At 60.5% G+C, this 26,286-nt stretch carries 29 protein-coding genes and 1 pseudogene; 18 read left to right on the plus strand and 12 right to left on the minus strand.

Annotated elements, in window-relative coordinates:
* The 3 genes from NCT32_RS31100 to NCT32_RS31110 form a co-directional block, all read left to right on the plus strand.
* Positions 1-180: hypothetical protein (locus tag NCT32_RS31100; protein WP_250491087.1), on the plus strand; the 180-nt coding region annotated here is incomplete at its 5' end.
* Between the two features lie 59 nt (positions 181-239).
* Positions 240-659, plus strand: a complete 420-nt coding sequence (locus NCT32_RS31105; protein WP_159462573.1) for a hypothetical protein — start codon at positions 240-242, stop codon at positions 657-659.
* Between the two features lie 8 nt (positions 660-667).
* Complete coding sequence (locus NCT32_RS31110) at positions 668-1,060, plus strand: hypothetical protein (RefSeq protein WP_235023221.1); 393 nt, start codon at positions 668-670, stop codon at positions 1,058-1,060.
* Positions 1,061-1,138: 78 nt separating this feature from the next.
* On the opposite strand, the gene flhC is transcribed toward NCT32_RS31110, so the two are convergent.
* The gene (flhC, locus tag NCT32_RS31115; protein ID WP_086966701.1) at positions 1,139-1,723 is read right to left on the minus strand and encodes a flagellar transcriptional regulator FlhC; all 585 of its coding nucleotides are present in this window, start codon (positions 1,721-1,723) and stop codon (positions 1,139-1,141) included.
* 2 nt (positions 1,724-1,725) lie between these two features.
* Complete coding sequence (locus NCT32_RS31120) at positions 1,726-2,025, minus strand: flagellar transcriptional regulator FlhD (protein ID WP_086966702.1); 300 nt, start codon at positions 2,023-2,025, stop codon at positions 1,726-1,728.
* Between the two features lie 454 nt (positions 2,026-2,479).
* Between NCT32_RS31120 and imuA the strand changes: the two genes are divergently transcribed.
* From imuA to NCT32_RS31135, 3 genes are read left to right on the plus strand one after another with little or no spacing between them, the layout of a single operon-like run.
* Positions 2,480-3,187, plus strand: a complete 708-nt coding sequence (imuA, locus tag NCT32_RS31125; RefSeq protein WP_250491106.1) for a translesion DNA synthesis-associated protein ImuA — start codon at positions 2,480-2,482, stop codon at positions 3,185-3,187.
* On the plus strand, positions 3,111-4,595 hold the full coding sequence (locus NCT32_RS31130; RefSeq protein ID WP_250491088.1) for a DNA polymerase Y family protein: 1,485 nt from the start codon (positions 3,111-3,113) through the stop codon (positions 4,593-4,595). Before imuA ends, NCT32_RS31130 begins: the two co-directional genes overlap by 77 nt.
* Positions 4,596-4,599: 4 nt before the next feature.
* A complete protein-coding gene (locus tag NCT32_RS31135) occupies positions 4,600-7,743 on the plus strand; it encodes an error-prone DNA polymerase (protein WP_250491107.1) in 3,144 nt (1,047 codons plus the stop codon).
* Between the two features lie 89 nt (positions 7,744-7,832).
* Here the strand turns inward: NCT32_RS31135 and NCT32_RS31140 are convergent, their stop codons facing one another.
* Positions 7,833-8,759, minus strand: a complete 927-nt coding sequence (locus NCT32_RS31140) for a LysR substrate-binding domain-containing protein (protein ID WP_250491089.1) — start codon at positions 8,757-8,759, stop codon at positions 7,833-7,835.
* 109 nt (positions 8,760-8,868) lie between these two features.
* Here NCT32_RS31140 and NCT32_RS31145 point away from each other — a divergent pair, with 109 nt between their 5' ends.
* From NCT32_RS31145 to NCT32_RS31170, 6 genes and pseudogenes are all read left to right on the plus strand, one after another.
* Positions 8,869-9,963: a tartrate dehydrogenase gene (locus NCT32_RS31145; RefSeq protein WP_250491108.1), complete on the plus strand. Its 1,095-nt coding sequence runs from the start codon at positions 8,869-8,871 to the stop codon at positions 9,961-9,963.
* 313 nt (positions 9,964-10,276) lie between these two features.
* On the plus strand, positions 10,277-11,536 hold the full coding sequence (locus NCT32_RS31150; RefSeq protein ID WP_250491109.1) for a glycerate kinase: 1,260 nt from the start codon (positions 10,277-10,279) through the stop codon (positions 11,534-11,536).
* Between the two features lies 1 nt (position 11,537).
* On the plus strand, positions 11,538-12,956 hold the full coding sequence (pyk, locus tag NCT32_RS31155) for a pyruvate kinase (RefSeq protein WP_250491090.1): 1,419 nt from the start codon (positions 11,538-11,540) through the stop codon (positions 12,954-12,956).
* A 7-nt stretch (positions 12,957-12,963) separates the two neighbouring features.
* Positions 12,964-14,271 (plus strand): phosphopyruvate hydratase, encoded by a 1,308-nt coding sequence (eno, locus tag NCT32_RS31160; protein WP_250491091.1) that lies wholly within the window; start codon positions 12,964-12,966, stop codon positions 14,269-14,271.
* An 86-nt stretch (positions 14,272-14,357) separates the two neighbouring features.
* Positions 14,358-15,662, plus strand: a complete 1,305-nt coding sequence (locus NCT32_RS31165) for an MFS transporter (protein ID WP_250491092.1) — start codon at positions 14,358-14,360, stop codon at positions 15,660-15,662.
* Between the two features lie 277 nt (positions 15,663-15,939).
* Positions 15,940-16,176, plus strand: a pseudogene (locus NCT32_RS31170) (MFS transporter); the annotation flags it as partial.
* Positions 16,177-16,370: 194 nt separating this feature from the next.
* On the opposite strand, the gene NCT32_RS31175 reads toward NCT32_RS31170, so the two are convergent.
* From NCT32_RS31175 to NCT32_RS31215, 9 genes are all read right to left on the minus strand, one after another.
* A complete protein-coding gene (locus NCT32_RS31175) occupies positions 16,371-17,459 on the minus strand; it encodes a hypothetical protein (protein WP_250491093.1) in 1,089 nt (362 codons plus the stop codon).
* A gap of 431 nt (positions 17,460-17,890) precedes the next feature.
* The gene (locus NCT32_RS31180; RefSeq protein ID WP_250491094.1) at positions 17,891-18,157 is read right to left on the minus strand and encodes a hypothetical protein; all 267 of its coding nucleotides are present in this window, start codon (positions 18,155-18,157) and stop codon (positions 17,891-17,893) included.
* A gap of 56 nt (positions 18,158-18,213) precedes the next feature.
* The gene (locus NCT32_RS31185) at positions 18,214-18,432 is read right to left on the minus strand and encodes a hypothetical protein (RefSeq protein WP_250491095.1); all 219 of its coding nucleotides are present in this window, start codon (positions 18,430-18,432) and stop codon (positions 18,214-18,216) included.
* Positions 18,433-18,464: 32 nt separating this feature from the next.
* Positions 18,465-18,641 (minus strand): hypothetical protein, encoded by a 177-nt coding sequence (locus NCT32_RS31190; RefSeq protein ID WP_250491096.1) that lies wholly within the window; start codon positions 18,639-18,641, stop codon positions 18,465-18,467.
* Between the two features lie 16 nt (positions 18,642-18,657).
* Positions 18,658-19,059: a type II toxin-antitoxin system VapC family toxin gene (locus NCT32_RS31195; protein ID WP_250491097.1), complete on the minus strand. Its 402-nt coding sequence runs from the start codon at positions 19,057-19,059 to the stop codon at positions 18,658-18,660.
* The gene (vapB, locus tag NCT32_RS31200; protein ID WP_008345055.1) at positions 19,059-19,295 is read right to left on the minus strand and encodes a type II toxin-antitoxin system VapB family antitoxin; all 237 of its coding nucleotides are present in this window, start codon (positions 19,293-19,295) and stop codon (positions 19,059-19,061) included. Before vapB ends, NCT32_RS31195 begins: the two co-directional genes overlap by 1 nt.
* Positions 19,296-19,491: 196 nt before the next feature.
* A complete protein-coding gene (locus NCT32_RS31205; protein WP_250491098.1) occupies positions 19,492-19,899 on the minus strand; it encodes a hypothetical protein in 408 nt (135 codons plus the stop codon).
* Between the two features lie 141 nt (positions 19,900-20,040).
* The gene (locus NCT32_RS31210; protein WP_250491099.1) at positions 20,041-20,388 is read right to left on the minus strand and encodes a hypothetical protein; all 348 of its coding nucleotides are present in this window, start codon (positions 20,386-20,388) and stop codon (positions 20,041-20,043) included.
* Positions 20,389-20,678: 290 nt separating this feature from the next.
* Positions 20,679-21,050, minus strand: coding sequence for a hypothetical protein (locus NCT32_RS31215; protein ID WP_250491100.1), 372 nt, complete (start codon positions 21,048-21,050; stop codon positions 20,679-20,681).
* A gap of 429 nt (positions 21,051-21,479) precedes the next feature.
* On the opposite strand from NCT32_RS31215, the gene NCT32_RS31220 reads away from it, so the two are divergent.
* The 6 genes from NCT32_RS31220 to NCT32_RS31245 all read left to right on the plus strand — a co-directional run bounded on the left by NCT32_RS31220 (position 21,480) and on the right by NCT32_RS31245 (position 25,674).
* Positions 21,480-22,586, plus strand: coding sequence for a CAP domain-containing protein (locus NCT32_RS31220; protein ID WP_250491101.1), 1,107 nt, complete (start codon positions 21,480-21,482; stop codon positions 22,584-22,586).
* Positions 22,587-22,667: 81 nt separating this feature from the next.
* Positions 22,668-23,171 carry a DUF2726 domain-containing protein gene (locus NCT32_RS31225; protein WP_250491102.1) on the plus strand — a complete coding sequence of 168 codons (504 nt, stop codon included), beginning with the start codon at positions 22,668-22,670 and terminating at the stop codon, positions 23,169-23,171.
* Between the two features lie 97 nt (positions 23,172-23,268).
* Positions 23,269-24,201, plus strand: a complete 933-nt coding sequence (locus NCT32_RS31230) for a hypothetical protein (RefSeq protein WP_250491103.1) — start codon at positions 23,269-23,271, stop codon at positions 24,199-24,201.
* Positions 24,198-24,380 (plus strand): hypothetical protein, encoded by a 183-nt coding sequence (locus NCT32_RS31235; protein WP_250491104.1) that lies wholly within the window; start codon positions 24,198-24,200, stop codon positions 24,378-24,380. Before NCT32_RS31230 ends, NCT32_RS31235 begins: the two co-directional genes overlap by 4 nt.
* A gap of 178 nt (positions 24,381-24,558) precedes the next feature.
* Complete coding sequence (locus tag NCT32_RS31240; protein ID WP_250491105.1) at positions 24,559-25,380, plus strand: CsgG/HfaB family protein; 822 nt, start codon at positions 24,559-24,561, stop codon at positions 25,378-25,380.
* A gap of 99 nt (positions 25,381-25,479) precedes the next feature.
* Positions 25,480-25,674 (plus strand): YqaE/Pmp3 family membrane protein, encoded by a 195-nt coding sequence (locus tag NCT32_RS31245; protein ID WP_025496372.1) that lies wholly within the window; start codon positions 25,480-25,482, stop codon positions 25,672-25,674.
* Positions 25,675-26,286 lie beyond the last annotated feature (612 nt).

Genomic DNA, 26,286 nt, shown 5'->3' on the forward strand with positions numbered 1-26,286 from the left:
GACTTTAATGCGGCTGACCTGCCGACCACTCGGCCGTCTGCCGAACCATGGAAGCCCCCCGTTGTCTCCGTAGAGTCACGCGACATCGTCGGCGGCAGTCTGCCCATCTTCGTGGACCTAGCAAGCGCGCGCCCCGTCGACGCGTGGCTGCTGAAGGTTCTGGAACGACGGTCCAGATAAGGGCTTTTCGGCAAACCCTTAAGAATTTCGCGGCGCGGCCGCTATGACGTCATCTACCGTTGACCAACAGTTTTAGGGAGAAGGGATCTGCTGTGCCGCCGAGATTTATAGAAGCAGGAAACGAGATAAGCCTCGCGCTTTTGGACATCGAGTTCGACGTATTCGAGCAGTACAAGACGAAAGAAGACCGCATCGATGCGCGTCGCGCCGTCCATGAGCAGGTGCGTCAGAAGTACGGATTGGCGAGCGCTCGCGAGGCGGTTCGCTGTCGCGAGATCAGCGCGTTGGTCGCGAACCGGCCCTTAATGATGCATCTCTTCGACTATGACGAACTCAAAGCGATGTGCATGCTCAGGGTGAAGCCGGCACTCGTTGACCAATTCGTTGCAGCAAAACGAAGGACGTCGTCGTTTGGCTTACCGGATATTCTCGGATTGGCTCTCCGCGCGAAAGAGCGCCACGATTGGGGTTGGGACTAGGAGCGTCGATGCAACGATATGCGGTCGGAGAATGGGAATCGCTGTGGAGTAGCGAGCCCTACATGAAGCACCGGTTCGTGCTCGATCTTGAGTCGTGCACCGTAATCGCCGGCGAAGACCGCGTTCGTCGTCACTGGTGGTCGATGCGTCTTGAGCACGTCGCCTATATGCAGCAACTTCTCGACGAAACGTTCGATTCGATATGGGACGAGCCAGACGAATTCGGCTTTGTTCGTCAGGACGAGATACCGTCATGGGCGACTAAAGCATGGCCATGGCCGCCGTTGCCAGAGGTCGAAGAGGTCGAGAAGATGCTCGACAATCCCGACATCCCGCTAGAGCGCGACGAATCCGGCTGCATCGTCTTTCCGCCCCGCTTCGTCGCCGACGGACGGCAGTAGCAGCGGACAGCGCTGTTGCTGCCCGTCAGTCGAACTCGCGGCTCTTCAACGTGCCAAGGGCCGCTCGCGGATAAACGCTCAGGCCGCCTTTGCCTGCAAGGCGGCGTCGCGCTCGAGCGCGGCTTTTGCGGCCGCCTTCGTCTTGCCTGCTCGCGACGGCGGCTGGCAAATGCCGCACACCATCGAATGCGACGGCTCATGGGCGTGCGTGACGAACTTGCCGCGGCAACGCGTGCAGCCCGCGAGACGCAGGATGCCGGCGTCCTTGAAACGGATGAAGGTCCACGCGCGCGTCAGGTCCATCTGCAACGGCTCGCCGATCATGTCGAAATGCTCGGCGTAGAGCGAGTACGCACGAGTCAGTAGATCCACGCGGTCCAGCCCTTTGCTGTTCGCTTCCAGGAAGGCGTAGACGTTCGCAAACATCGACGTATGGATGTTCGGCGCCCACGTCAGATACCAGTCCTCCGAGAACGGCAGCATGCCCTTGGGCGGCGATGCACCCTTCACTTCGCGATACAGGCGAATTAGCCGTTCACGCGAAATCGTCGGGATTTCCGATTCCAGCACTTGCATGCGCGCGCCGAGCTTGATCAGCGCGATCGCGCGCATGACTTGAGCAGCTTCGGCAGCCAGGCTTTTGGAGGAAACGGTCGTGGTCATGGTTAGGCCGCCAGCAGAGCGTCATTGGTGGCGGTCGAGATCGAAGCTTCGTTGCTGCGACCAGCGAGGCCCGCGAGCATCGCATCGGCGCTCATGCGGAAAAAGCACAGCAATTGTGACGACGACGCGAGCTTTTCCGTTTGCGCCGGCGAGAGCTTGAGCAGCGTATCCGCCATTTCCGCGGACAGACCCAAATGCGACCGTGCCGCCTCGCAATCCGACGCCAGGACGCGTCGCGCGAGCATCAGGTACGACAGGTTTAATTCGCGGATCGAACCAAGGTCAGAAGAGGCGTGGATCATGGCGGCGGACTAGGTAGTGAGTTCGGCTTGCTCGTTGGCGCCGTTCGTCAGGGCGCGAGTGAATTGTCTGACTACGGACCGTCGTTTGCAACATTTAGTTACACGCGGTAGTCGTTTTCTACAGCAAATACGTCTCGCGCAATCGTTCGCGAAGGAAGTTTTATTTCCTTCTTTTCGATGTATGTCATATGCGTATTAACCAATCCAGGTGATCAAGACCGGATAGATATTGCTCAGCGGCATGCCGCTTGCAGCTTCCTTTCTGGTTCGCGCCGCGCGTGCGGAACGACGATTTCGGTAACGTCTACTCGATAAGGAGTTACCCGACTGATGCGCGAAAACGACAGAGTTACCTTCGCGATCGAATCAGACCCGGGCCGCTGACTTAGACCCCCGACCGTTCGCTGCCCGCATCGTGTAGACTACTGTACAAACATACAGTACGGGGTTGAACATGGGAGCGTTGGCCCTTGAAGACATTCATCCATCGATTTGGCGCGGCTCGCAACTGGCTTCTGCTCGCGTGAACGTCGTGCCGTGTGGATCTGAGACGCTTGCCGCAAAACTTCCGGGAGGCGGTTGGCCCAAAGGCGCGCTCACCGACTTACTGGTCCAGCAGCCCGGCGTTGGTGAGATGCGATTGCTGTTGCCGGCGCTCAAGGCTGTCGCGCAACGACGCATTGCTTTCCTGCAGCCGCCTCATCGCTTTCAACCCGAAGCAGCGGCGTACTGGGGCCTGCCTGAGACGTCGATTAACGTCGTGCATGCCCAGAAGACCGCCGATGCACTCTGGGCGGGCGAGCAGATCCTTCGCGCGGGTACGTTCGGCGCGTTGATCTTCTGGCAAACGCATGTGCGACCGGAAGCGCTACGCCGCCTGCACCTTGCCGCGCAGACGAGCGAATCGCTGTTCTTCATGGTGCGGCCGCTCGCTGCCGCGAGCGATACGTCGCCTGCCCCGCTTCGCATTGCTGTTCGCCCTGCGCGCGACAGCGTTTCATTGGAGTCTGTGAAGCGCCGCGGCCCGGCGCGTGATGAGCCGCTTGTCGTTGGATTGACCCATTCGCCTATCCTGTTGAATCGCCATGCAAGTGTGGATCGGCGTGTATCTGCCGCACCTCAGCCGAGAAGTCTTCCAGCCGAACTGGTCGTCCACGAGTGAGGCGGGCTTGGGGTCGGGCGTGGGCTTAGTCGTGCTCGACCACGAGCGTGTCGTTGCGCTCGATCAGGCAGCGCACGAGGCGGGTGTTCGCATCGGCATGCGCAAAGGCGGCGCTCTCACGCTCGCGCCCGATGCGCGCATTCACGACAAAGACGAACTGAAGGAGCAGCAGGCGGTCGCGGACGTGTCCACCGCCCTCATGCAGTTCAGCCCGCAAGTGTCGATCGCTGAGGAGCAGACGGTGCTGGTCGACGTCTCCGCGAGCTTGCGCTTATTCGGTGGCGTTCGCGCGCTCAGACGCGCGATCCGCGCCTCGCTCTCCGCCTTCGGCTTCACGGCGCGGATGAGCGTCGCGCCCACTGGCCAGAGTGCATGGCTCATGGCCCGCTATCGCGGCGGCCGACGTCTCTCCATCCGCTCGCTGATGCGTCAATTGCCGCGCTTGCCCGCCCTGCTCGTTCTTGAAGCCCGACGCTACGCCGACTGGTTCGACGGCCTCGGATGCACGAGCGTCGCGGACCTGCGGCGCTTGCCGCGCGCCGGTCTGAAAAAGCGCTGCGGCACGGCGCTACTGGATACGCTCGATCGCGCCGTTGGGGAAGCACCCGAACTCTACGAATGGGTCCAGACGCCGCCGTCGTTCAACGCTCGCATCGAATTACCCGATCGCGTCGAGCACGCGGAAGCCGTCCTCTTCGTGGCGCGCCGGCTCATCGTGCAACTGACCGGCTGGCTCGCGAGCAAGCAACTGGCACTCACGCGCTTTTCGATCGACCTCGAACATGAACGAGGGCGCGCGGCGTTGCCGCCAACGACGATTGAGGTGGCGCTCGCCGAGCCGACGTGGCACGAGGAACACCTGACGCGCTTGCTCAAAGAACGGGTTGGACGCGTCGAGTTGGCGGCCGCGGTCATCGCTGTGCGACTTGAAGTGAATGACGTTGAAGCCGCCGAGCCGCCGTCCGACACGCTATTCCCCGAGCCGGGCGGCAGCGCGGCCGACCACAACCGGCTAATGGAGTTGCTCGTCGCGCGTCTTGGCCACGAGAACGTCTTGCGCGCGGCACCTGTGGCCGACCATCGGCCCGAGATCGTATCGAACTGGGTGTCGGTGTCGAGCGATGTGAAAGGCTGTCCGCTGCCCGGCGATCAGCCGCGCCCTTCATGGTTGCTTGAAACGCCCATCCAGTTGATGACGCGCCAGCACCGGCCGTTCTACGGGAGCCCGCTGCGTACCGTATCGCCCGGCGAGCGCGTTGAAGCGGGATGGTGGGGCGGCGAGCTCGTCACGCGCGACTACTTCGTCGCGGAAGCGGACGACCATACCTGCTACTGGATCTACCGCGAGCGCGTCGGTAGCCGCGCCGCAGAAGATCCTCGATGGTTCCTGCACGGCCTTTTTGGGTGAAGCAATGGACGTGTACACCTCCATGCTGCCCGGCTATGCCGAGTTGCAGTGTTTCTCCAACTTCACGTTCCTGCGCGGCGCGTCGCACTCGGAAGAACTGATTCTGCGCGCCGAGCAGCTCGGCTATCTTGCGATCGCCATCACTGACGAATGCTCGCTCGCGGGGATCGTGCGCGCGCACGTTGCCGCGAAGGAAGCGAATGTCCGGCTCATCGTCGGCGCGCACTTTCAATTGACGAACGCCGACGGCAGGCCCGCCCTCGCCTTCACGGCGCTGGCCATGAACCGCAATGGCTATGGGAATCTGTCGGAACTGATCACGCTTGCGCGCACGCGCACGTCGAAGGGCACCTACCTGCTGACGCCGAGCGATCTTGCGCGGCCCGAAGCGCCGCACGAACATCTGAAAGGTCTGCCCGACTGCCTCATCATCCTCTCGCCCGAATATCCGGCGAAGGAGGAGCGACTCGATGCGCAGATGGAATGGCTCGCTCGCACGTTCGAGGGCCGTTGCTGGGCGGCGCTGACGCTCCACGCCCGCGCGATGGACGACATTCATCGCGGCATTGTCGAGTACGTCGCCGACCAGCACGGCGTACCGGTCGTGGCCACCGGCGCTGTCACCATGCACGTGCGTTCTCGCAAGCCGCTGCAGGATACGTTGACTGCCGTGCGCTTGAACCGGTCTATTGCCGAGTGCGGGTTCGAACTCGCGCAGAACGCCGAGCAGCACTTGCGGGCACGGCTACGGCTCGCGAATCTCTATCCCGAACGGGCGCTGGCCGAGACGCTGACGATCGCCAATCGCTGCACCTTCTCGTTGGATGAACTGCGCTACGAGTATCCGGACGAACTGATCCCCGAAGGCACCACTCCGACCGCCTACCTGCGACAGGAAACGTACATCGGCGCGCATCGCCGGTTTCCCCAGGGCATCCCGCACAAGGTGCAGACGCAGATCGAGCACGAACTGGCGCTGATCGCCGAGCTTCGATATGAACCGTACTTCCTGACGGTGTACGACCTTGTGCGCTTCGCGCGCAACGAGGGAATATTGTGTCAGGGGCGCGGATCGGCGGCGAACTCCGCAGTCTGCTACTGCCTGGGCGTGACTGAGGTCGACCCGGCGCGCAGCTCGATGCTGTTTGAACGCTTCATCTCGAAGGAGCGCGGCGAGCCGCCCGACATCGACGTGGACTTTGAGCACCAGCGGCGCGAAGAAGTCATTCAGTACATCTATCGCAAGTACACGCGCACACGTGCCGCGCTTGCGGCCGCCGTCACGACCTACCGTCCGAAGTCTGCATTGCGGGATTCTGGCAAGGCGCTGGGCGTCGATCCGATCATCGTCGACAAGGTAGCCAAGTCGCACCACTGGTTCGATTCCAGCGCGGACCTGCTTAATCGCTTCGTTGAATCGGGACTGGACACATCGACGCCGATCATTCAACAGTGGGCGAGCCTCGCGTCGCAATTGCTGAACTTTCCGCGTCACCTGTCGCAGCACACGGGCGGCTTCGTCATTGCGCGCGGCAAGCTCTCACGGCTCGTGCCGATCGAAAACGCCGCGATGGTCGATCGCAGCGTGATTCAGTGGGACAAGGACGACCTCGAAGCGCTTGGGCTGCTGAAGATCGACGTGCTGGCGCTCGGCATGCTCTCAGCGATCCGGCGCACGCTCGACCTGATCTCCAAGCAGCGCGGCGAGCCGTTCGAGCTGCAGGACATTCCGGCAGAAGACGCCGAAACTTACGAGATGATCTGCCGCGCCGATACCGTCGGCGTCTTTCAGATTGAGTCGCGTGCGCAGATGAGCATGCTGCCGCGCCTGCAGCCGCGCCAGTTCTATGACCTCGTGATTGAAGTCGCGATCGTGCGACCGGGACCGGTGCAAGGCGGCATGGTGCATCCATACCTGCGCCGCCGGCAAGGACTGGAACCTGTGTCGTTCCCCTCACCCGAGATGGAGACTGCGCTGGCTCGCACGCTCGGCGTGCCGATCTTTCAGGAGCAGGTCATGCAGGTCGCGATGCTCGCGGCAGGCTTCAGCGCAGGTGAGGCGGATCAGCTTCGCCGCGCAATGGCCGCATGGAAGCGCAAAGGCGGCCTGCAGCACTATTACGATCGCATCGTGAACGGCATGCTCGCGCGCGGCTACGACCGCGAGTTCGCGGAATCCATCTTCGCGCAGATTCAGGGCTTCGGTGAATACGGCTTTCCGGAGAGCCACGCGGCGAGCTTTGCACTCCTCGTCTATGCAAGCTGCTGGCTCAAGTGCCACGAACCGGCTGCGTTCCTCTGCGCGATGCTCAACAGTCAGCCGATGGGCTTTTACTCGCCGTCGCAGCTCGTACAAGACGCAAAGCGCCATAAGGTGCGCGTGCTGCCGATCGACGTCACCATCAGCAACTGGGATTCGTATCTTGAAGGCGACGGCTCGATGGCGCCGGTGCGGCTCGGCATGTCGCTCATTCGCGGCATGCGGGACGAATCGGCCGCGCGCGTCGAGGCCGCGCGGGCGGTGCGCGCTTTTGAATCGGTCAACGACCTTGCCAACCGTGCACGCCTCGATCGTCGCGACCTCCAGTTGCTCGCGGACGCGAACGCCCTTTCCGCGCTATCGGGGAATCGGCGTGAGGCGCTCTGGCAGGCGGTGGCAGCGGTACCCGACAAGGACTTGTTGCGCGCAACGACGCGCGATGAGGAACTGCCGCTGCTCGCCGCGCCGAACGAGGCGCAGGAGATCGTCAGCGACTATCGCTCGACGGGCCTGACATTGAACCGGCACCCGCTTGCCTTGCTGCGCGAACGGCTCAACGAGAAGAAAATCTTCGCAGCCTCGAAGCTCGCCGCCTATCCGAACGGTCGGCTCGCCAAGGCATGCGGCATCGTCACCGTGCGCCAGCGGCCGGGCACCGCGAACGGAGTGCTATTCATCACGCTGGAAGACGAAACTGGCCAAATTAACGTGATCGTCTGGCCGTCTTTGGTCGAGAAGTTCAGGAAGGAAGCGCTCGGAGCTTCCTTGCTCGGGGTGTACGGCGTGTGGCAGAAGGAAGGAGAAGTAAAGCACCTCGTCGCAAATCGACTCGTCGACATGACCGCGCTCCTCGGCAACCTAGCCACGTCGAGCCGAAATTTTCACTGAACTTGGCACCGCTGACCAAGATCGACCCGTTGCAGACGGTCATAGGCTCGCGGAGAAGGTCCGCTTTCAATACCGTGCTGCCGATGCCGTTACCCGGGTTCGTGCGCTTCGTCACGAAGATCCTGCGCAATAAAATCGACAAACGCGCGGATTCGATTTGACATCTGATGTCGTTGCGAATACACGGCGAATATATCGGCGTTCGGCGTATCGTGATCGGGTAGCACGACGACCAAAGAACCGTCAGCCAGATAATGTTTGATGTCCCACTCGGCCCGCATCAGGATGCCGTGTCCTTCAAGAGCCCACTTTACGGCGATCTCTCCATCGTTCGTTGTCAGCGTGCCATTGATACGCACAGCCTCGGTTTTGCGCGACGAGCCCCTTCCCGAAATCAGACGCCACACGCCATAGGCTTCGTCGCCCTGACGGATGCCAATGCAGTTGTGTCGCGTCAGGTCGTGCGCGGTCACCGGCATCCCCCGTGATGCGATGTACGAAGGTGCGGCACACAGCAAGCGCCGGTTCGCCGCAAGACGGCGCGCGACCACGCGCGTATCGGGCGGCTCGCCGAAGCGGATGCAGACGTCAAATGCATCGTCTGTCAGCGGCGGAGGCGTGACGGACAGTTGAAGTTGCACCGACACCTGCGGATATGTCGCGACGAAGCGCGAAATCGCGGGCGCCACATGGCTGCGCCCAAAACCGAGCGTCGCGTTCACCCGCAGGAGTCCCTTTGGACTTTTCTTCGCGGTACCCAGCAGTTCGGCCAGTTCGTCAATCTCGTCGAGGATTCGACGTGCGTGCTCAAGGTACAACTCGCCCTCTGGCGTGAGCATCATCCGGCGTGTCGTGCGGTTGATGAGGGCAACGCCCGCACGACTCTCCATCTGGGTTAAATGCTTGCTGACGGCCGCTGGCGTCAGGCCAAGTTCCCGTGCCGCCGCGCTCAGACTGCCTGACGCGGCGAGGGTCGAGAAGAAACTCAGATCGGACGGCTGGACGGTGTCGAGCATGGCCTCCACTTATGAATCCAAGTTAAAGATACTTTGAGTTTAGCACCGGTTTTTGTGTCTGGAGATGGGTAAAGTTCATTCACACCCACAACACCTGAAGGACGGAGACATGAAGACCTATCGCATCGCAACCATCCCCGGCGACGGCATCGGCAAGGAAGTCGTGCCCGCAGGCGCACAGGTGCTCCAGGCACTCGCAAAGACGACGAAGTCGTTCGCATTTGAGTTCGAAAACTTCGACTGGGGCGGCGACTACTACCGCCAGCATGGCGTCATGATGCCCGACGACGGCCTCGACTCGATCCGCGACAAGGACGCGATCCTGTTCGGCTCGGCCGGTGACCCGGACATTCCGGACCACATTACGTTGTGGGGTCTGCGTCTCAAGATCTGCCAGGGCCTCGATCAATATGCCAACGTCCGTCCGACCCGCATCCTGCCGGGCATCGACGGGCCGCTCAAGCGCTGCAAACCGGAAGACCTGAACTGGGTCATCGTCCGCGAAAATTCGGAAGGCGAATATTCCGGCGTAGGCGGCCGCGTCCATCAGGGACATCCAATTGAAGCGGCAACCGATGTGTCGATCCTGACCCGCGCTGGCGTCGAGCGCATCATGCGTTTCGCATTCCGTCTCGCGCAATCGCGACCACGAAAACTGTTGACCGTCATCACGAAGAGCAACGCGCAACGGCACGCAATGGTGATGTGGGACGAGATCGCACTCGAAATCTCGAAGGAATTTCCGGACGTCACATGGGACAAGGAACTGGTGGACGCATCGACGGCCCGCATGATCAACCGCCCCGCGACACTCGACACGATCGTCGCTACCAACCTGCATGCCGACATTCTCAGTGACCTCGCCGCTGCACTCGCCGGCAGCCTCGGCATCGCGCCGACTGGCAATATCGATCCGGAGCGACGCTATCCGTCCATGTTTGAGCCGATCCATGGCTCGGCGTTTGACATCATGGGTAAGGGGCTGGCAAATCCGGTCGGCACCTTCTGGTCCGTCGTCATGTTGCTCGAGCACCTTGGCGAAGGCGACGCTGCCAAGCGCGTGATGCAGGCAGTCGAGGCGGTCACCGCCGACACGTCCTTGCATACGCGTGATCTCGGCGGCACAGCCACGACGGCGCAAGTGACGGCCGCTGTTTGTTCGCTGATCGAGAAAGCTGCCGTCCCTGGCGCCAACGCCGCGTAAGCACGAACACATCCGCGTACTGGCATACCCCGCGCCGCGAGCCCACCCGCCGGTGGGCTCGGTCGAAAAGCGGGGACTGAATACCTGACATAAACGACATCGCCGCAGCGCTGCGCGGTCGGCTGAACTCGTCCTTACGCGACAAATACAACGCAGGAGACAAGATGTTCACCCCCCTCAATCTCGCACCATTCATCTCTGTTCTGGCTTGTGCGACGACACGAGAACAGACATGAAAACGGCCGCCCACTTAAAGTCGCCGGCGGACATCGACACGCGCAACGAACTGGATATCGATCGTCTGCTGCAAGACATGTTCGGGGCCGCTATCGCCACTGCACAACCGGCACTACGCGTGCCCGACTTCCTTCCGACACCGCCTCGCGGGCGAACCATTGTCATTGGCGCAGGCAAAGCGTCCGCAGCCATGGCAAAAGCTGTCGAAGATCACTGGACAGGTCAAATCGAGGGCCTTGTCGTCACACGTTACGGATATGCCGTTGCGTGCGAGCGAATCGAAATTGTCGAAGCGGCTCATCCGGTTCCCGATGAGAATGGGCTGAAAGCTGCTGGGCGAATGTTGCAGCTTGTCTCGGGACTGACAGCCGACGACCTCGTTCTCTGTCTCATCTCAGGAGGTGGATCTTCGCTGTTGCCGCTACCAGCTGAAGGCCTGACGCTGCAGGATAAGCAGGAAATCAATCAGGCCTTGCTATCCAGCGGCGCGACCATCTCCGAAATGAACTGCGTCCGCAGACACCTCTCGGCAATCAAGGGTGGTCGGCTTGCTGCGGCCTGCTACCCGGCCCGCGTCGTCAACCTGATCATCTCCGACGTGCCCGCCGACACCGCAAGCGATATCGCATCGGGGCCAACCGTGCCGGATACGACGACTTGCGCGGATGCGTTAGCAGTGCTGCGACGCTACGAAATTTGTGCGTCGCCCGCCGTCATCGATCTACTGGAAAGCAATCGCACAGAAACACTGAAGCCGGATGACCCGCGCTTGCTCACCGTCGAAACTCATTTGATTGCTACGCCTCAACTCGCTCTCGAAGCGGCAGCAACGCGGTCACGCGCGGCAGGAATTCAAGCGTACATCCTCGGTGACGCAATCGAGGGCGAAGCCCGTGACGTAGGAGCTGTGATGGCCGGCATCGCGAAGCAGGTTAGCCGACGCGGCCAGCCCTTCGTAACGCCCTGCATCCTGCTGTCCGGCGGTGAAACCACCGTCACCATCCGCGGCACCGGCCGCGGCGGTCGCAACGTTGAATTCCTGCTCTCGCTTGCGGTCGCGCTGAATGGTGAACCTGGTGTTTTTGCTATTGCGGGTGATACGGACGGCGTTGACGGCCAGGAGGAAATCGCTGGTGCATTGCTCAGGCCCGACACCCTGGCGCGCGCCCGGGATCGCGGCATCCGGCCAACCGAGCGGCTCGAAGACAACGACGCTCACGGCTTTTTTCAGGCGCTTGGCGACTCGGTCATCACCGGGCCGACGCTGACCAACGTCAACGATTTTCGTGCCATTTTCATTGCCGCTCAGCACGGTGATCTTTCAGGGAGTAGATAAGATGCGCCGCAATCGAAATGCAAAAATTGTTGCCACACTGGGTCCGGCCAGCACTAGCCGCGAAACCATTGAAGCGTTGTTCAAAGCGGGAGCGGATGTCTTCCGGCTGAACTTCAGCCACGGAACTCACGAGGATCATCAACGTCGTCTCGAAGTCATCCGGTCTATCGAGCAAGACGCAGGTCGGCCCATCGGCGCGCTTCTTGACCTTCAAGGTCCGAAGCTGCGGATCGGCACGTTCGTCGACGGCCCCATCAAGCTTGAGAAAGGCGCAACGTTTCGACTTGATCTCGACGCAAAGACTCCCGGTGACATCAATCGCGTCGCCTTACCGCATCCGGAAATCTTCGCGGCGCTCAAGGCGCAAACGAATCTTTTACTTGACGACGGACGCGTGCAACTCCGGGTCGAGCGTTGCGGTCCGGACTTCGCCGAAACCTCCGTTGTCGTCGGGGGCGCGCTCTCCGAGCGCAAAGGTGTCAATGTTCCTGACGTGGTGCTTCCGCTCTCCGCGATGACGGACAAGGACCGTCGCGATCTGGAGTTCGGCCTCACGCTGGGCATCGACTGGTTGGCGCTTTCCTTTGTTCAACGCGTCGAAGACATCATCGAGGTCCGAAAAATTGTCGGCGACCGCATAGGCATCGTCGCGAAGCTGGAAAAGCCTACGGCGATCGGAAGCCTTGATGCGATCGTCGCGGAAGCAGACGCCGTGATGGTCGCCCGCGGCGACCTGGGTGTAGAAATGCCGGCCGAGCAGGTGCCGGCAATCCAGAAGCGCATCGTGCGTGCCTGTCGCAAAGCCGGCAAGCCAGTCATCGTGGCCACGCAGATGCTCGAGTCGATGGTTACAGCCCCTGTTCCTACGCGAGCAGAGGCCTCTGACGTCGCGACGGCCATCTACGACGGCGCCGACGCAGTGATGCTATCTGCCGAATCGGCCAGCGGCAAATATCCCGTCGAAGCCGTACGGATGATGGATCTCATCATCGCCCAGACAGAAGCCGATCCGTACTACCGCGAGGTGATCGCGGCCTCGCATGCGGCACCTCATGCAAATACCGCGGATGCAATCGGGTATGCGATGCGCCATGTCACAGGTCTGCTTAACGCGGTCGCGACGGTCGCCTACACGAGTTCCGGATATTCGGCGCTGAGGATGGCGCGTGAACGACCGTGTGCGCCGATTATCGGCATGACCCCACGACAAGCTACGGCCCGTCGCCTGGCTCTTGGGTGGGGTGTCCACCCCGTCCTTTGTGACGAAGTCATCGACGTACTCGAAGTCAGCGACCTAGCGTGCGACACCGTCCGCGAAGAAGGGTTTGGAGAAGCAGGACAGACCGTCGTGATTTCTGCGGGAGTGCCTTTTGGGACACCCGGCACAACCAATCTTCTACGTATCGCGCAAATCCAGTGAGGACGATATGACACGCATTCAAGACGTCAAGGGCTTCGAGCTGCTCGATTCCCGAGGCAATCCGACCGTCGCGGCGCGGGTGACACTCGACGATGGATCGAAAGGGTTTGCGGTGGCGCCGTCCGGCGCATCGACCGGCGCGCGCGAAGCGCTGGAACTACGCGATGGCGACAAGTCGCGATACGGCGGCAAGGGTGTGCGGCGTGCGGTAAGCCACGTCGATGGCGAGCTGCGCCAAGCGTTGCTCGGGCTGGATGCCGCCGATCAGCCGGGCATCGACCGCCGCATGATCGATCTCGACGGAACGCCGACAAAGGCACGTCTCGGCGCCAACGCGATCCTCGCGGTCTCGCTGGCATCGGCGAAGGCGGCTGCGGCATCGGCGGGCCTGCCGCTGTACCGCCACGTCGCGACGATGCCGAGCGCCCGCCTGCCCTTGCCGATGATGAACATCATCCACGGCGGCGCGCACGCAGACAACAACGTCGACCTGCAGGAATTCATGATCCTGCCGCTCGGCGCGCCGAGCTTCTCGGAAGCGTTGCGCTGGGGCGTCGAGGTGTTTCATGCATTGAAGGGCGTGCTGAAAGGCCGGGGGCTCTCCACATCGGTCGGCGACGAAGGCGGGTTCGCGCCCGATCTGTCGTCGAATGAGGCCGCGCTCGACACGATCATGCTCGCGATCGAGACCGCCGGGTTCGCTCCCGGCAAGGACATTGGCCTCGGACTGGATACCGCGAGTTCAGAGTTCTTCCACGACGGCAAGTACGTGCTGACGTCGGAGAACCGCAGCTTCGATTCGCAAGCCTTCGTGGACTACCTCGCGAAGATCGCCGATGGCTACCCGATCGTGTCGATCGAGGACGGCATGTCGGAAGGCGACTGGGAAGGCTGGAAGCTCCTGACCGATCGTCTCGGCGGCCGCGTGCAACTCGTCGGCGACGATTTGTTCGTGACCAACACGGAGATCCTGAAAGAGGGGATCGAAAGGAAGGTGGCGAACTCGATCCTGATCAAGCCCAATCAGATCGGCACGCTGACCGAGACGCTCGCTGCCATCGCGATGGCGGATCGCGCGGGTTACTCGTCGGTGATCTCACACCGCTCGGGTGAGACCGAGGACACGACGATCGCCGACCTCAGCATCTGCACCGCTGCAACCCAGATTAAGACCGGCTCGCTCTGTCGCTCCGACCGCGTGGCGAAGTACAACCGTTTGTTATTGATCGAGGCGGAAGTCGGTGCTGAGGCTTTTTATTCCGGGTCTCAGGCGCTTGCGTCAGTTCGAAAGGCGTACCACGCAAGAGCGGTCTAAAAAGACCAGGTTGCAGAGCGAATCCAAACTTGAGGCCGCATAAGACGGCTGTTTATCAATCAGATATCTGAAGTAGGAGACATATCATGGATCAGGATCTCGAAAAGCGTACCTTGCGCAAAGTCACTTGGCGTATCGTGCCTTTCATTATGCTGTTGTACTTTATCGCCTATATTGACCGGGTCAACATCGGCTTTGCGTCCCTAACGATGAGGACGGACTTGGGGTTCACTGCCTCGATCCTCGGTTTGGGTGCTGGGATCTTTTTCTGGGGCTACTTCTTGTTTGAAGTGCCTTCGAACATTGCTCTGCACAAAGTGGGCGCCCGTTTGTGGATTGCTCGGGTTATGCTCACGTGGGGCATCATTTCCGCGTGCATGGCCTTCGTGAAAGGGCCCACAAGCTTTTACATTGTTCGTTTCCTTTTGGGCGCAGCCGAGGCAGGCTTCTTTCCGGGCATCATCCTGTACCTCAGCTATTGGTTCCCGGCACGTCATCGCGCAGGGGTGGTCGCTTTTTTCATGGCCGCGGCTCCGATCTCTACCGCCCTCGGGTCACCACTCTCTGCCGCATTGCTCGAAATGCACGGTGTCATGGGTTTGCACGGCTGGCAGTGGATGTTCATTCTGGAAGCAATACCGGCGGTGATTTTGGGTATCGTCGTCTTCTTCTACATGACGGACAGGCCCGAAAAGGCGAAATGGCTTAAGGACGATGAGCGCGCCTGGCTGGTCGGTGTAATGAACGACGAAAATGCAAGGAGAAGCTCAAGCGGCGCAAAGCACGGAATTATCAGTGGCCTGGCCAATCCTCGTGTGCTCGCATTGTCCCTGATCTACTTCGGTACCTCCGCGGGCTTGTACACGCTTGGGATCTGGGCGCCTCAGATCATCAAGCAACTGGGGGTTTCGTCGATGACGGTCGGTTTGCTCAATGCGATTCCTCCCACTGTGTCCGTGGTAGCAATGGTCTTATGGTCGCGCCATTCTGACCGTACCAACGAACGCACTTGGCACGTGGTGATTGCATGTGTGGCGGCGGCAATCGGGCTTTCGGTTGCGGCGGTTTCCAGCAGTGTTGTCGGTCTGATTGCCTCCCTGACGCTGGTCAATATCGGAATCAGTTGCGCCAAGCCTCCTTTGTGGACCATGCCGACCATGTTTCTGTCCGGTGCTGCGGCCGCCACGGGTATCGCCACGATCAATTCAATCGGTAATCTCGGCGGATTTGCCGGCCCTGTGATAATTGGGTGGGTCAAGGACCAAACGGGTAGCTATGCCGGCGGGCTCTATTTCGTTGCCGGTCTCCTCGTGTTGTCCGCTGTGATGACGCTGCTGCTAGCTCGCTCGCAGAAGTCGCCAGTCACGCCCGGTAGTGCGGCGGTGCATTGAATGTCCAATGCAGGCCCTTAAGCTCAATCCGTTGTCGTCGCAGTCCGAGCTGATCGGAGATGCGACGGCAACGAGCTCCCGGCGCCATTGAACATCCGGGCGAGGGTCGACTACGCGGGCAGCATGTACGGTCAAAGTTTTCCATAGTCATAGCATCAACGGTCTAAGGCGACGGTCCGCGACGACGTCTGCCGATCCGCCGGCGCAACAGTGGCGCCGAACGCACCGGGTCGCCCGGCAGGTTCCGCTGAAAAGGAAGTATCGCCACGTTTCGGGTGTGTTTCTTTCGGATGCCGGAGCGGCTGCGGGCATTGCAATGATCAACTCGGTTGGCAATCTCGGCGGCTTCGTCGGACCCTTTGTGATCGGTTGGCTGAAGAAAGTGACCGGAGGTTATTCGGCCGGGCTGTATGTTGTGGCTGCGACGTTGGCGGTATCTGCCATCGTGACGTTGATGCTGCGTCGGCGAGCACACCAAACATACGCACCGGTTGGCGAGCGGCACGGTCACTAAACGTACTCATCGTCGGGCATCGACGCGGTCGGCATATGGATTCAATCTGGCGTTGGCCGCCGCCGGAATCTCATTGATGTCGCAAAGGTGGCTTACTGAGAGACTTCATTGAAAGCGGTCGTTCGGTGCCACGCCTCCGACCGTCCCTTCCTGGCCGATCTCGGTCGAGGCTAAGACCCTTGGATCCCTCTACGTCAGAAAGCATAGGACGCATCGCCCCAACGTCGTAGGACACGATAGTCGTGTTCGGGCAAGACGATCAACCCGGCTTCCGCTGCCTCTAACACGCGCTCCATCTGCCCGCTTTTCACCAGGTTGCCGTGCAGCCCGTAGAAGTACCACGCGAAGGGCATTCCGATTCGTTCGTCGAACTGCGTGAGCTTTCCATACAGGCTGTACACGTCGAGGTTCCGCGTGCTCTTCAACTCGGCGACCTTGCGGGTATGCGCCCACTGAGGGACGAAGCTCAGTTCTCTGTCGCCCTGCTGGTCAACGTAGTCGTGGGTAGCGAATGTCCAGCGTTGGCAGGCGCGCTCCCCGCTGCGGCCGGCGCTTGAGTCCGCCCAGTCATCGAAGAAACGGCGACCTGACCATCGCATCTGGTCGTAGCCGGGCGTGAGCTCTCGGATGGTCAGACTGCGCTGCTCACCGGTATTGCAGTCTGTCTCGATCACACGTCGATCGCCGTCCGCGCGATGGCGAGCGAGATAAAGATCCTCCGCGAGCGCCGCGAACCGATGCATGTCGATTACTTCTTGAAGCCGATAGCGCGGCACGCCGAGTTCGCACCGTTCGAAGCGCTCCTCTGTCCCCATGCTGCTGGAACCATGCCGCAGATCTGCGACGTCGCGTAATCCCTCGCGGTCCGTACGAGGAAAAAGCTCGCGCTCAACGAACTCTTGCTCCTCCCAAACCGCGACCTGAACGAAATTGTCCTGTTGGCCACCACGGTCATGAACGAAGTAATGCAGCAATCGCTGGCTTTCAGTGAACAGGTATCCCGCATCCTTGTGCGCTAGCCAGACCTGGCGCGCAGAACCGCCGTGCGCGGCCAACTGCGCCTCAATCCACGTTCGATAGTCAGGTGAAATTTCGCGGCCCTCGGCATCAATGATTCGAGCCGGTGATGAACCGTAGGTATCGCGCGTCATGACGTAACGCAGAGACCGGTAGTCGGTGCGTGTCGCGAACGTCGCCAACAAATCGGCGTGCTTTTTGGTGACCGGCGTTGCTGCGACGATCGTGCCCAATACGTCCGTTTGTAGCTCGTACTCTTTGCTCATGCTGGTGTCCTATAGCCGAGGGACGCTTATCGTCACAGGCTCGCGGCTCGACGTGAGCGCTGTCTTTGGCGCAATGTGAATTCAGGGAAATTTGCTCGTCGGGTACTTCTCGAAATTCGCAACGAACTGCATAGTAAGCCCTGCTGCCAACATCGCTTTTCGGCCAGATGCAACCTCTCTTTGGAACGCGAATGCTCCAAGACAAAGGACGAAAAGCAGGATGATAGGCGCGACTGTCTGCGTCCATTGCAAAGCGCCGGAAAGCTCCGCCCCTGCTTGAATCAGCGAACGAGTTATGAGCACGCTGCCGCAACAGAAGACGGCTGCCGCGCAGGCCGTGACCAGAGATCGCCTTCGGCGCTTTCGCGCGTACACATAGAGCGCTATCGCCTCCCACTGCGGCTTGGTGAAAATACTCCCATCGATCTGCATTAGCCAGTTACCTGTGGATCAAACGGCGCACTCGCGTCAGCGCTGAGCGCACATACAAAGATCACGACCGCGAGGCCGAAGCCGATCGCTCCACCTATGCCACCGGCTTTTGAAACATCAATCGTGGCGTAGTGCATGTCAGTGGCCACCAGATTTATCGCCTTTCCCACCAGTAGCCCACAAGGGCCAAGGCCGCCGGAGAAAACTCCGACGAGGGCAGCAAGCCCGAAGATACGTAGCAGATCGTCGTTCCAAGCTATGTCCATTTCTACCTCTATTCTCGCTGCCGCCGGGTTCCGCTGAGCAGCCGACGCTTTGCTTTCTAATTGGGCAGTGCGTGCTTGCGTAGCAGTGCCCTGATCGCATCATCGACGGTCGACCGGAGCACAAACTCCGGACCTTGCGGAAGCAGCGCGGCGAACGCTTCACTCAACGAGTACGCGACCTCGGCCACATCGCGTTCACGAACGATTACCCTCAATCCAGCGGTAAGTTCGGCTTCAAGTTCACGATCGTTGATTCGGAGTTCGATAGTAGCCATAGTCTCATCTCCTAATGCGTGCGTCGTTTTCCTTACTCGTGGTCGCGAAGGTCCGACAAGGATTCTTCGAGCATGTCCGCCGCGTCCAAATGGAGCCGCACCACGGTATCGGTTAGCGGCTCGCCGCTGGGCATCTTGCGTGACTCAGCAGGATCGCGCAAAACGTTAATCGCTGCCCGCAGAGCAAGCGCTGGAGTCAAATTGGACATGGTTCGTTTTCCGTGTTCAATTGCTCAGCCAGTTCTCAAGCTTGACGCCCGGGTAACTGGCAAAGTCTTTTGTGTTGTTCGTGACCAGGGCAACGTCGAGCGCAACTGCATGTGCGGCGATCAGCTTATCTAGGTGGTCCTTCTTGCGCTCCCGAGTAGCCTCACGAATCGGGCCGTAGGCCACCGCCGCCGCAGCATCGAACGGAGCCACCGGAATGTCTTCGATTAACGTGGCGAGGGTGCGCCGCTCTTTCGCCGGATTTGCACAAACGGCAACACCGTATTCCAACTCTGCATACGTGATAGCTGACATGACCACGTCACCGACAAAGCACTCCGCGAAGCGTTTCGCCACCTGCTCGGGCTGGTTCTTCATCAGGTAGATGCACATATTGGTGTCGAGCATGAAGCGCGGCATTACAGGCCCTCGCGTTCTGCTTGTTCCTGCTCGCCTCGCCCCTCGGCCATAAAGTCGGGGCTGAATTTGGCGAATTTCTTCAACACACCGGCGAGCGGTCGGCGCGCCGGTCGGATGCGGATTTCATCGCCCACGCGTTCGATCTCAAGCTCAAGGTCGCTGCGCTCATAGGCGAGGTCAGCAGGAATGCGGACGGCCTGGGAATTGCCGTTCCTGAAAACTCGCGTCGTTTGCATTTCGCTCCTCGTCGCGTGTGTACAATGGATGTACTATAAGCGATCGGCACTCAAATGTAAATACGCGTGTGTACGCGACTAGCCGGGCCGAACCAATGAGGCGCCGGCGTTTGCGACTATTCGCTCGACGGGCCTCAGACTGGCATCCTCTTGCGCTCAACGAGAAGAAGATCTTCGCGGCGTCGAAGCTCGCCTCCTATCCGAACGGTCGGCTTGCCAAGGCATGCTCCGCTTCGTCGACCTCGGATCCCGGCGGCCAAAGCATCGTCACGATGAACCGCGCTAGGGTTCCGCGTAGCTTCGTCTCCGCTTGCGCGGAATCCCTTTCCGCCTCCTGCGCCAGCTCAAGAACGACGAGGATGCCGTCGGTAAGGGCCGTGAGCGTGTGCAGGGGGTTCGCCGCCGTCGCCGGTCCGAAGGAACTTGGCGTGTCGGCGAGACCGGGGACAACGGGCTCGAGGTCGCTCGGAGAAAGGCAGTCGCCCTCTTTCAGCGCGAACAGCGGCTCGGGGAGGATCATCGGGTCAGCCGCCTGCACGGTGAACAGGACCGGACTGTCCGCGATTTTCATGACGCGCCGCTTGTGGCGCGCGTAGGCTTCCACTGCGCCAAGTCGGAGATACGTCGACCGTCGATGCGAGAAAGCCATAGAGTCGGATGCGCGGACCTCGGCGCGAAAGGTAGACGCGTTCAATTTTACCCACGCGAAGCTATGTCGATGGTTTCCGAACTCGTCGCAGAACTTTTAAGCCAACTTGGCTTTCTTAACTGCGTCGAAGCCGTCGGTAGCGTCGAACAGGGATCCGGAAATCTCCGCGATCAGTCTCGCCTGGCACTCCGGCGTAAGGCGCTCGCGGCGGCCAAACTGTTCCACTGCCGCCCGCAGGCTTTCGGCCGCGGTCCCACCGTCTATGTGATCGATCGTTCCGGCATGAAAAACGGTGGCAATACCATGGCTGCGCAAAATGCGCGCAAAGTCTCCCAACTGTGAAGGGAGGTGCGACGCTGACTGCCAGGTCGCAAGCTCTTTCTCAAGACGCTCGATCTTCTCGGCCATCGCTTTGATTGACGCGGATTCGGCTAGGGCGCTCATATTCGTGTTGTTTGTGGGTCATCAGCGGCGTCTATCTGGCAGCGGATCAAGTTGTTATCTTCGTTCAGGCTTTCCGGCTCTAATTGCTGCGGCGCTCACGTATCCGATGCGTCACTTGCCATGCCAGAAACACGGCGGGTGCGGAGAAGAGAAGGATTTGCCCGATCAGTGAGCCGGGCCACATCATCCGAGCTATGACAGCCCCGCAAATAAGCAGCGCGACGAATGCCGTCGTAAAAACCTCCGTCTGCATTTTTCCTCCGGGTTTCCCGTTGTTCGATCTTTTTCGGTCAGTTCAAGGCCGAGCCTTGTCCCGGCGCTCTCATCAGTACACGAACCGCTCTTAACGATGAGGCCGACAGCAGCAACAAGGACAAACCAAACGCCAGCATCGACCATGAAAAGACGGACCGCGAGGTTGCCGCCGAGTCAAGCATGCCCTGCGCCTCCAGCTTCCGTTCCCGGACATTTTCTACAGACGCCTTCGCCTCAGCGCTATCACCATGCATCACCTGATTAGTCGATACTGCAATGAGCGTCGCCGCCAGCGTCGCATTCGAATTCGCAGACAACGACGTTAAGGCCGTCGCTGCGCTAATACCCGTCGCGCCGACAGCCACCATCAACGCGATTGCGACAACTTTGTTTCCAACCATTTTCATCTACCTCACCAGTTTTTTGCTTTCACTCGCGGCCTGAACCGCGACTTCGACGTGTCAACGCCCGCCCACCCTTCTATCGGTCGCTTGACGCCGGGCTTTAGCGGTTCTGCTCCGTTCGGCGGCCGCGCTCAACCTTGCGAACGATACATCGCCGGCCATCGTCAGTTACGGGCGAAAGGCGCTCGAAAAATCGTAGCTTTCGCCCGCTCAGTAACCGGCGTTCTGTTCACCATGCTCATGCTGATCCGGGCTGGCATACCGAATTCGCAATAGTCCGCAGCGCGACCCTGCGGTGGGCGGGACTGCACCGCCTTGACACGCGGCTATCCGGACAACACTGGTTTGTCACCGATCCGCGCGCTTGCGACCGGATCGGTGAAGAGAAGAAACGATCAGAGCGCCGTGGAGGCGTCCACGAATTAACGAGGCTTGATTTTGAAAAGATTGTGTTTTGTATTGCCGTCCGTCCGCGTCACTGCGTTGACCGCGCTGACCATCGCCGTACTCGCCGCGTGCGGTGGCGGCGGTTCCTCCGACTCGAACAGCACGAGCAAACCCGCGGGCGCTGGTTCCACCAACGCGGGCAACGAAGCCGGCTCTGTCGCCGCATCGCAGAAGGTGACATTCCTGCCTCCCGCGTCCAACCCGCAGCAGGTTACGCCCACAGGCGACGCGACAGTGGACGGCATAGCGTTCACAAACGCGGTTCGCCACAACGTCGGCTACCCGACGGCGATCGCAGTCGACAACGGCCTAACGACGTCATCGCAAAATCACGCCGCGTACCTAGTAGCGAACTCGACCATGGGCCACTACGAAACCGCTGGCCTGCCGGGCTATACGGGTGCATCACCTTTTGGCCGCATTGCGGCCGTGGGTTTCCCGAACGCTGCAACGGAGGTAACTATCTCGGGTGATGTTCGCGCATTCTCTAGCTCGCTGACCGCAGTCCAATTGATTTTTGACGCTCCCTACCACCGAATGGCGATGCTGGCGGACTACGCGCGCATGGGCGTAGGCAGTGTGAACAGCGCGACGTGGGGGGCCTTCAACATCGACTTCGGAGATCAGACCACTGACCTCAGTTCGTCGCAGGTTGTCGCTTATCCGTACGCTGGCCAAACAGGTGTTCCTACCAGTTGGTACGCATATGAAGACCCGGACCCGTTTGCCTCTGCGCCGCAGTACAGGCAGACCAACACCGGTTATCCGGTCACGATCCAGGGGAAGCTGTTTTCGAAGCTGAGTTCGGTGCACATCAGCATAAGTGACAGCGGCGGCAACACCGTGCTGTGTCAACTGCAAACGCCCGAAAACGACTCGCACCTGACGTCTGGCGCCATGTGCATCCCGTTCGCCCCGCTCACTGCCAGCTCGACGTACACGGTGCATGCAGTTGGCGTACTGACAGACTCCTTTGCAACGGGCGCGCCGGCGCATCCAATGGACCTGACGTGGTCATTTACCACGGCCAGCCCCAGCGATGCGAAGGCGAAAGCAGCTAGCCATGCCGTTCGCCCGCCGATAGTTCAATAACCGCCCTTTGACCCAGGGAGCGCGGTTTTGACCGGTCCCGTCGACCGCCGTCCGCGCTCCAACAAATGACACTGTTTGCCCATGCCAAACCATATCGCACCGGTGGCGTTGATCGCCGTTCTAGTCGCGCTTCTTCTCGCTATCGCGAGCAAAGCAGTCGCCTCGAAACCGAAGTACAAAGCAGTGCCACTTCTCACACCCAACGAGAAGGAGTTCTTCGGGCGACTTCGTCGCGCGCTGCCTGAGGCGTGCATCTTCCCGCAGGTTGCGATGTCCGCGATTATCCAACCCTGCGCTACCGGCAAGCAAAGGATGGTTGACTTGCGCCGCATCTCGCAGAAACGCGTGGACTTCGCGGTGTACGACAAGAGCCTGACTCTGCTTGCCGTCATTGAGCTCGATGATCGGACCCATGATGCTGCTCGGGACGCTGTCCGGGACGCATATCTGACGAGCGCTGGCATCCGGACGATACGCTTTGAGTCTAAAGCAAAGCCCGACGAGCAGCGTATCCGTGCAACGCTTTACCCGTCCGAAACCGTCAGCAGTTCCACGACAGGCTCATCTCTTTTCGCGGGCGTCTGAGGCCGGCGTTGGTTCCTTGACTTCGCGGGGGTGTCGATAGGCTGGTTAATGACGCGAATGAATCCGCGTCGCTATCGTCACCCACACGAGGTATTACATGGACCCGAAAAAGAAAGAGCCCGTCGACGCGATCAAGTCGCTCATCGACGTCATTCAAGCATCCTTCGCGACCGCGTGGAAAGCGGTCCTCCTCCTCGGCGGTGCCGTGTTGATCGCCTACTGCTATTTCGAAAGCATCGTGCCCGAGGGTTTATCGCTCGGCGATGCATTTTTCCTCGCCTCCGCTGCGTTCTCATTCACCTGCATTGCGCTGATAGGCATAGGCTTCGGTGCCTTCGCGGCGTTGTGGGCGCTCAAGCTTTTCGTCGTCGCAAACAACTTCCGCCTCAAGCGGCGCGGGGAGCCGCCGGCAGCTTCGCTGCACCGCGCAGTCGATAACGGAGCAACGGTGTTTATGTCGTTGATCGTTACGCTCGCGTTTGCCTCCACGTTGGTTCTTCTGAGAGATCAATCGCCCGATGCGCGCATGCACGCGACGTTGTTGTTTTTCGCAGCTGCTGGCCTAATCGGCGGGATCCTCCTGCTCATCGTCCCCACCAAGGCACAGCGACCCAGCATTCGCCTGACCGTGAGTTTTCTTGCGATGACGATCTTCGGTTTGCTCGTAGCAACCCGCCCCGCCTTGTTAAATCTGGCAATGGTCAACCTCGGCGTGCGGTCGGCGCCCGGTCAAGTCGTGGTCTTCTCCGACGCTGAACACACGCAGTTGGCTGCGATCGCGACGGCCAGCGGAGTACAGGTGCAATTCTGCAAGCTTCCGACCACCGATAAGTGGGGGACGCGCGACGCCCGCGCCGTGTGGCATGGCGTGGGCGGCAGTTCCTACGTTCGGCTCTTCGACGAGACAAACGGGTCGCGCGACGTGCTCGTGCGGGCGAACCGCGCGGATGTTGAGGTGATCCGCGGGGAGCGGACCGGCTTCGACTGCCCTCCGCAGGTGGCCGCTTCTTCGGTCGGCAAGTCGTCATGACCCGCATCTACGCGACGCTGCGAAAGCGATACACCGCTGAAGCATTGAAAGGCATGGGGTTCGTCAAGGACGGCGGACTTATGGTGAAGCGCGGAGCGATGCGTCGCGTCCGCGCCCAAGCTTCGAGCCTCGACGGCATTTGGTGGCGAGTGACCCCGCTCGAGCGCCGCTGGCGTTAGGCAGTGCGGATAACGGAAAGACGCTCAAAAACAGGCGTCTTTCCAAATCCTAGACGCGCTCACGGCCGGTAGCCTTGTCTTCGCTCATGAAAGCGTCTGCGCAGTGACCGCGCAACCGCTGCTGGCTCAATCGGCCGTTGCGCCATAAATCAAGAATTCACGACTACAACGAGGAACCATGAAGCTCAAAATAATCGGCATCGCCGCCCTGTCCGTTTTCGCGCTGTCCGCTTGCTCACAGATGCAGCCGGGCGCGCAATCCGCCAAGACGGCGGCGACCGGTTCCGCTGCCGGCGAAGCGTCGCAGAACGCCAATGCAGGCCTGCGGCACTGCCCGGCGCCGCTCGGCACCGTGGCCATCGTTGAGGATACGGAAGCGCCGTGGTACGGCCTTCTCACCGGTCAATACCAACTCGGCTCGACGGTTCCGGTCCTCAAGCTGCTCGTCCAGCAAAGCAACTGCTTCGTGATCGTCGATCGCGGCCGCGCGCTCGGCACCGCGATGGGCGAACGCGCCCTGAACGCATCGGGCGAACTGCGCAAGACCTCGAAGATGCATAAAGGCCAGATGGTTGCGGCCGACTACACGATCAGTCCGAGCGTGACCTTCAGCAACCGTGACGCCGGCGGCGGTGCAGCGGGCCTGCTCGCCTTCGTGCCTGTCGTCGGCGGCGCATTGGCGGGCGTCGCGGGCACGATGAAGGCGCAGGAAGCCTCGACGATGCTGACGCTCGTCGACAACCGCTCCAGCGTCCAGTTGGCGGCCGCCGAAGGTTCGGCGCGTAACGTCGACTTCGGCATGCTGTCGGGCGTGTTTGCGGGCGGGTTTGGCGGCGCAGGCGCTGCGGGCGGCGGTGCCTACGCACGCACGGCGCAAGGCAAGGTCGTTGTTGCTGCTTTCACCGACTCGCTCAACAACCTCGTTGGCGCAGTTCGCCAGTACCGGGCGCAGAACGTAAAGGGCGGCCTCGGCAACGGCGGCGCTCTCGTCGTCAACTAAGTGAACTGGGGCGGGAGGTCGAAAGCCTATCCGCTCCTGTTAAGACTTCGCTTAAGTGGGCCGTTATAGCGGTCTCATCGAACCATCAAGGAACCCGACATGCGCCTCTTTCTCGCCATCATCATCCCGTGGCTCCAATTTTTCACCATCGGCCGTCCGATCGCCGGAATCATATGTCTGCTTCTGCAGCTCACGCTGATCGGCTGGATTCCTGCCGCCATCTGGTCGGTGTTCGCGCTGAGCCAGTACAAGACGGACCGCAAGATCGAGCGCGCGCTCGCTAGCCGCGCCTGAAACATGTTTTGTGGCCGCCGGCGGGGCAGGAGCTTCGCGTCGGCCATTTTTGTTAGATGGGTAGGACGATGCGATACGCGATCAACGTTGGACGGCTTTTGTTACGAGGAAGGATTACGTGGCAGACCTTCAAGTACTCGCTTCGCGAGCGCCCAATTGCCGTTGCCGGCCGCGCTGGTTGCTACGTCGTTGACCCGGATTTCGACGAAGAAACGATGCTGTGACCGTTCAATTTCGCCTTCACGTCATTGGCAGCCTGTCGCGTGCCACGGAAAGTGAAAACGGTGCCAGCGCCCAACGATCTCCTGCGTGGACTTGGCCGTCCGTCACTGTCGCTGATCGACCGAGGCTGTGTAAAAACGTGTTGATTGCCTATAGTTAGTCAACACGTCTTTCGATGGTGGCCCATGAAGCGATTTATTGAAAGCGCGGCACGAGATCAAGTCGCACTGCTACCTGAGTGTCTCGACGACTACGTCGATGCTGATAACACCGTACGAGTGGTGGACGTCTTTGTTGACGAGCTTGATCTAGCGTCCCGAGTTGAAAATTCATTGAATGATGGCGATTGCGTACTAGAGTGTCTGTATGTCACTTGATGCGAGGCGGCAA

It is taken from the genome of Caballeronia sp. INML2 (assembly GCF_023631365.1).
GTDB lineage: Bacteria > Pseudomonadota > Gammaproteobacteria > Burkholderiales > Burkholderiaceae > Caballeronia > Caballeronia turbans.